The organism is Mucilaginibacter sp. (assembly GCF_036383575.1).
GTDB lineage: Bacteria > Bacteroidota > Bacteroidia > Sphingobacteriales > Sphingobacteriaceae > Mucilaginibacter.
The window spans coordinates 1-5,366 of sequence record NZ_DASVOB010000138.1; the positions used below are offsets into that span (position 1 = coordinate 1).

The following is a 5,366-nucleotide window of genomic DNA, read 5'->3' on the forward strand; positions in this document are numbered from 1 at the left end:
AAATTGTATTACATCTGTATAACAGCATCTTACATTAAATACGTACATTTATGCATACGTTATTAATTAGGATTTTTTATTACAAATAAGCCCCAGAATTTGGGGCTTATTTGTTTAAAGTACCTGGTAAAAACTACACAGTTTATTCGGTAATGAAATAAGTGTAAGCCTGTTTTTGCTTCATTTTTGAGCGTACGCGTTTAAAGCTATCTTCAATATCTTTACGCTCGTCTTTTTCAGTTACTTCCATAAAAGCTTCCTGGTAGTAGCCTAAAGCTTTATTCCAGTCTTTTTGTTTTTCGTAAAACAGACCAAGCAACTCAAATGTACGGGACTTGTCTACGCCTGGTATGGTTAAAGCCTGGGCAGAAATAGTTGCAACCAGTTTCTCCATACCGAGGAATACTACCAGATCGAGATAATGAGTATAATTATCCGGGAACGATGGCTCCAGCTCCATGCAGGTTTTAAAATGATAGCCAGCGGTTTGGTAATCCTGAATCTTGTAATAGTAGATCATCCCTAACTGGTAATGTGCCCTTGCAAAAAATGGCTCATCCGCAACGATCTGGTTTAATATATTCAAGCCTTTAGGTGTTTCGCCGAACGATAGTTCATCAACAGCCTGGAGGTACTTTTCTTCTATTGAATAATAATTGTCCATATAAAATTTCAAATTCAGTTAAGCTTACGTTTAAGTAATACTTAAGTTATACTAATGTGGTAAATGTAGGATCGGTTTGGGTACTTCGAAACCGCTATACCGGAGTTGAGAAGAGAATTATCGATGCAAAACCCTTCTGCTGCGACACCATGGGCCACATTATTGTTGAGCAGAATGATCTATTAAACAGCATCGGTTTGTACTTTATATGTGCAAACCTACAATTATTGAACGAGAAAAGCAAGAGAAGAAAACCTCGTACAAAAAGTCAATACCTTGTGCATGAGGTTTATTACCTTTGTATGACTACAAAGACTTAACATAAAAATAGCAGCTTGTTTATTAAGCTGCTATTGAGTTTTGTTTAACTGCCTCTATCAGGAAGTTATTTTTTAATTCATTTTCTGATATCATTACACTGAAATCATCAAACTTAACACCGTGCTCAAGCGGATAAAGCACGTAGCCGCGTTTAAGGGCATCATATGCGCCAAGTTCAAATACTTCGTCGTGTTTTTTACCTTTTATTTTCGCGCCGCTTACTAACTGGTAAGCATCGGATATGGTTCCAAAATTATTGTTTTTCATGGTACAGGTTTCTACACAATTACTTTGCCAATTTTTAAGCGAACCAATCAAACAAGTCATTTTGTTTTAAAGAGGCCTTCTCAGCACCCGATAAATCATTAATAATCAACCCCTCGCCCATTTGTATTATTCGTGTGCCATAGTTAAAAGCGTCCTTTAAATTATGTGTAATGAATACAGCTGTCAGGTTAAAATCATGGATCAGTGTATCAGCCGTCCGCATTACTACATCCGCCGAGCGCGGGTCGAGGGCTGCTGTGGGCTCATCCAGCAGTAAAACCTTACAACTGTCCATCACGCTCATCAGCAAGGTAAGCGCCTGCCGCTGCCCGCCAGATAAAGTCCCCATTGGTTGCTCTATCTTATCCTGCAAACCCATGCCAAGACTGGCCACTTTTTCCTGCACTTGTTTTTTAAAAGCGTCATTTACCCCAACAGATAAGCCCTTTGTTTTGGTGCGGAGTGATGCCAGGCGAAAATTATCTAAAATACTCAGATCAGGCGCAGTGCCGCTCAAGGGATTTTGGAATACCCTTGCAATCCACTGGCTGCGTTTATAATCGGGGAGTTTGGTTACATCGGTGCTATCAATGCTTATTGTACCCTTATCAGCCAATACACTGCCGGCAATTAAATTAAGCAGGGTAGTTTTGCCCGAGCCGTTTGAGCCTACCACCACTAAAAACTCACCGTCCTTTATTTCCAGTGTAATGCCATTAACAGCGTTTACCTGGTTAGCTTTACCTTTATTGAATATTTTATGTACGTCGGTTATCGTTATCATGATGATCTTAATAAGGATAAACGCGGCAGACTTACAATCACCAGCACAAAACCGGCAGTAACTATTTTAAGCAATTTAGGATCTACACCTACCGACAGGGTAAATGCCAGTACCAATTGAAATATCACCGCCCCGGTTAATACCAATACAAGGCTTAACCATACAGAAGTTAGCTTAAACCAGTTAATCAACGTCTCGGCTATGATCACGGATCCTAACCCGACTATTACAATGCCAATGCCCATACTAATATCTGCAAAACCCTGAAACTGTGCTACCAAATAACCGCTTAATGCTGTAAGCGCGTTAGCCAAAGCTAACCCGGTGATCTTCATCCTGTCGGTATTTACACCTAACGAACGGATCATGGATTCACTATTGCCGGTAGCCCGCATGGCGATGCCGAAATCGGTTTTAAGTAGGTAACCGATCAGGAAAGTGATCAAAATAACAAAAATGGCAAGGATCCAGAATGTATTTTGATTAGGGTCGCTTACCACATCTACTATAGTAAACAATGAAGGTAAATTGATGAGCGGTAAATTCGACCGGCCCATAATAGTAAGGTTAACCGAGTAAAGTGCCGTCATGACCAGGATTCCGGCCAGTAGTGCATTGATCTTTAATTTAGTATGGATAATACCGGTAACAGCCCCCGCAGTTGCCCCTGCCAAAATCACAGCAGGTAAAATAATGTAGGTGGGCTGATGGTTGGTCAATAATACCGCCGTTACCACACCGCCCAACGTATAGCTGCCGTCGGTTGTGATATCCGGAATATTAAAGATCTTCATGGATATATAAATCCCCAGCGCTATGGCCGAAAAGCACAGGCCTTGCAGTAAAGCGGTAAGGTAAAAATCCATTTATTTTACAGGCTCAAAATTTGGCGGAATGGTGATATTATATTTTTTAGCAGCGGCAGGGTTATATACCCTCTTCCTGATCTTCACCATTTCGGGCTGCAGGCCATCAGTTTTATTTGTTTTAAGATATTGGGCAGCCTGTTCACCTGCCTGATACCCCCATTGGTAAATATCGGCACCAAAAGCAGCTACAGCGCCGCGCTGCACCAAGCCTGCTTCGCTGGTAAAAATGGGAATATTTTTTTGATTGCAGTTTTTCAGTATAGTTTCAAAAGATGCGAAAACGGTATTATCCGGGTTAGCAAAAAAAGCATCAATGTTTTTATTTAGCAGTGATTGCGTAACCAGCTGCGCATCGGCAGATGTATTTAACGGAAGCGCTACTATATCAACATTTAATCCTGCAGCCAATGTTTTAATACGGTTCAGGGCATCTGCCGACTGCGGCTCCGACTGGTTATAGATCATCCCGATAACCAGCTTGGCCCCCTTGGGTTTAAGCAGTTTAGGAATAATACTGAACGAAGTATCAATATAGTTTAACTCTTCTACCGCACCAAAAAGATTAGCCGGGGCTTTGCCGCTTGCATCAACAACCTTCATCCGTTCGGCCGTTGGGGATACCATGGCAAAAACCGGGATATGCTGTGTTTTTTGAAGCGCCGTTACAGTCGATAAGGTTGTGCAGGTTGCCAGCAGGTTAACACTATCGGTAACAAAGTGGTTTACGATCTGTGTAAGTGTTGGAATATCACCCTGAGCATTGCTGTATTCTATCTGTACGGTCTTTTTTTCTTCGCTAAAGCCGTTCTTGGCCAAAGCATCGGTAAAACCTTTGCGCGCCTGTGATATTGTGGCATCTTCAAAAGCATCAACAAAACCAACTACAGGCACCTGCATTGATTTGGTTTTGGGTTTACACGATGCAAAAGAAATAAAAACTAAGGCTATGGGCAGATACTTGATGAACTTCATGTTACTAAATTAAATTTTTAGCTGTAAAGCTGAAAGTAGAATGGCAAAAGCTGAAAATTGTTTTACAATAGGATTATAACTACAACAAGTTGCATTGCCATTCGGGATAGCAAAACCTCTCCTATCCTGAACAGTTTTGATAAAATTATATGCTTAAAGCAGTTCTTTAAGTTCGGCAAAATTACTGACGGTTGCTACCATGCCATCCGGCACAACACCAAAACCATAATTGGCGAAGATGAAAGGCACCCCCGCTTGTTTTGCAGCGTTATAATCGCCCATGGTATCGCCTACATAAGCTGGAGCTTTCAATTGATGATCGTTAACCACATCCTTTATATTATCAGCCTTTGGGTTTCCTTTTGTGCCGAAACACTGGTGCCCAAGAAAATGGCCGTGCAATTGGTTCAGATCCAAAAACAATTCGATGTAACCGTTCTGGCAGTTGCTTACAATATAGAGCTTATAATTTGCTGCAAGGTATTTAAGCGTTTCTTCCAGTTGCGGATAAAGCTCGCCTCCTTTGGTGTGCAGTATCTCCAGTTCGCTTACGGCACAAAGAGCCTGCACTTCTTTACGTTGCTCAGTATTCAGTTCCGGGAATAATTTATCAAAGATGGCATCATAGGTCATGCCGGTAATGGAACGCACGCGCTCCTGCGTCATTTCCTCTTTAATATAATCAACTTTGCTGATAGCTGCCTGCCATGCAAGGGCTACGTTTGCTGTGCTATCCCAAAGTGTACCGTCAAGGTCAAAAATTATGCTGTCGTATTTGTTTTTAAGCGAATCATTCATATCGCCGGCAAAAGTAAGATTTTTTACTCCTGCCGGCGATGACATTGATGTTAATTTATAGAAGAAGTTAGTTTATTGAGCAGTAATTACCCTGATCATATTATTGAATGTATCGGCAACATAAACCGTCCCTACCCCTACTGAAAGTCCGTAAGGGATTGAGAAACTGGCTTGAGAGCCCTCTCCATTAGCCAGCCCTGAAAAACCGGTGCCTGCAATTGTTGTAACATTGCCAAAGGCATCAACAGCCCTGATGAAATGGCCCGAGTCTCCAACATAAACAACGCCCTGATTATCGACAGTTAGACCGATAGGAGCCGTAAAGGTAGCAGTATTACCGTTACCGTTTGCCGAACCCTCGGCACCGCTACCCGCCAGGGTAGAAACAACACCATCAGAAGTGATCTTTCTGATCATGTTATTACCAGCATCTGTTACATAAAGGTTACCCGACAAGTCCATTACAATACCTTTAACCTGCGAAAAACTTGCGGCCGTCCCCGCCCCGTTCGCAGAACCTGCTACACCCGAACCTGCAAACGTAGTTACAACGCCTGCCGAGGTTATTTTACGGATCTTATAAACATCAGCAACAAATAAATTTCCATTTCCGTCAACCGCTATTCCGGTTGGCGCGGTAAAGCCTGCAGCTGTACCTGTACCGTCGGCACCGCCTGCTCCGCCTCCTGCC

The 5,366-nt window shown here is 42.2% G+C and carries 7 protein-coding genes; all 7 read right to left on the bottom strand.

Features of this window, described 5'->3' with window-relative positions; genetic code table 11:
• Positions 1 to 142 precede the first annotated feature (142 nt).
• Complete coding sequence (locus tag VF500_RS04965) at positions 143 to 664, bottom strand: hypothetical protein (protein WP_330858615.1); 522 nt, start codon at positions 662 to 664, stop codon at positions 143 to 145.
• A 342-nt stretch (positions 665 to 1,006) separates the two neighbouring features.
• Positions 1,007 to 1,252, bottom strand: coding sequence for a hypothetical protein (locus VF500_RS04970; RefSeq protein WP_330858616.1), 246 nt, complete (start codon positions 1,250 to 1,252; stop codon positions 1,007 to 1,009).
• 34 nt (positions 1,253 to 1,286) lie between these two features.
• Complete coding sequence (locus VF500_RS04975; RefSeq protein ID WP_330858617.1) at positions 1,287 to 2,036, bottom strand: ABC transporter ATP-binding protein; 750 nt, start codon at positions 2,034 to 2,036, stop codon at positions 1,287 to 1,289.
• Entirely contained in the window at positions 2,033 to 2,902 is an 870-nt protein-coding gene (locus VF500_RS04980; RefSeq protein WP_121224573.1) for an ABC transporter permease, read from the bottom strand. The genes VF500_RS04975 and VF500_RS04980 overlap by 4 nt, the downstream gene beginning before the upstream one ends.
• Positions 2,903 to 3,877, bottom strand: coding sequence for an ABC transporter substrate-binding protein (locus VF500_RS04985; protein WP_330858618.1), 975 nt, complete (start codon positions 3,875 to 3,877; stop codon positions 2,903 to 2,905).
• A gap of 153 nt (positions 3,878 to 4,030) precedes the next feature.
• A complete protein-coding gene (locus tag VF500_RS04990) occupies positions 4,031 to 4,720 on the bottom strand; it encodes an HAD family hydrolase (protein ID WP_330858619.1) in 690 nt (229 codons plus the stop codon).
• A gap of 27 nt (positions 4,721 to 4,747) precedes the next feature.
• Positions 4,748 to 5,366, bottom strand: a 619-nt coding sequence (locus VF500_RS04995; RefSeq protein ID WP_330858620.1) for a hypothetical protein, incomplete at its 5' end; no start/stop codon positions are given.

Coding starts and splice junctions, on each gene's coding strand:
- VF500_RS04965 (WP_330858615.1), bottom strand. CDS start 664: ATGGACAATTATTATTCAATAGAAGAAAAGTACCTCCAGGCTGTTGAT.
- VF500_RS04970 (WP_330858616.1), bottom strand. CDS start 1,252: ATGAAAAACAATAATTTTGGAACCATATCCGATGCTTACCAGTTAGTA.
- VF500_RS04975 (WP_330858617.1), bottom strand. CDS start 2,036: ATGATAACGATAACCGACGTACATAAAATATTCAATAAAGGTAAAGCT.
- VF500_RS04980 (WP_121224573.1), bottom strand. CDS start 2,902: ATGGATTTTTACCTTACCGCTTTACTGCAAGGCCTGTGCTTTTCGGCC.
- VF500_RS04985 (WP_330858618.1), bottom strand. CDS start 3,877: ATGAAGTTCATCAAGTATCTGCCCATAGCCTTAGTTTTTATTTCTTTT.
- VF500_RS04990 (WP_330858619.1), bottom strand. CDS start 4,720: ATGTCATCGCCGGCAGGAGTAAAAAATCTTACTTTTGCCGGCGATATG.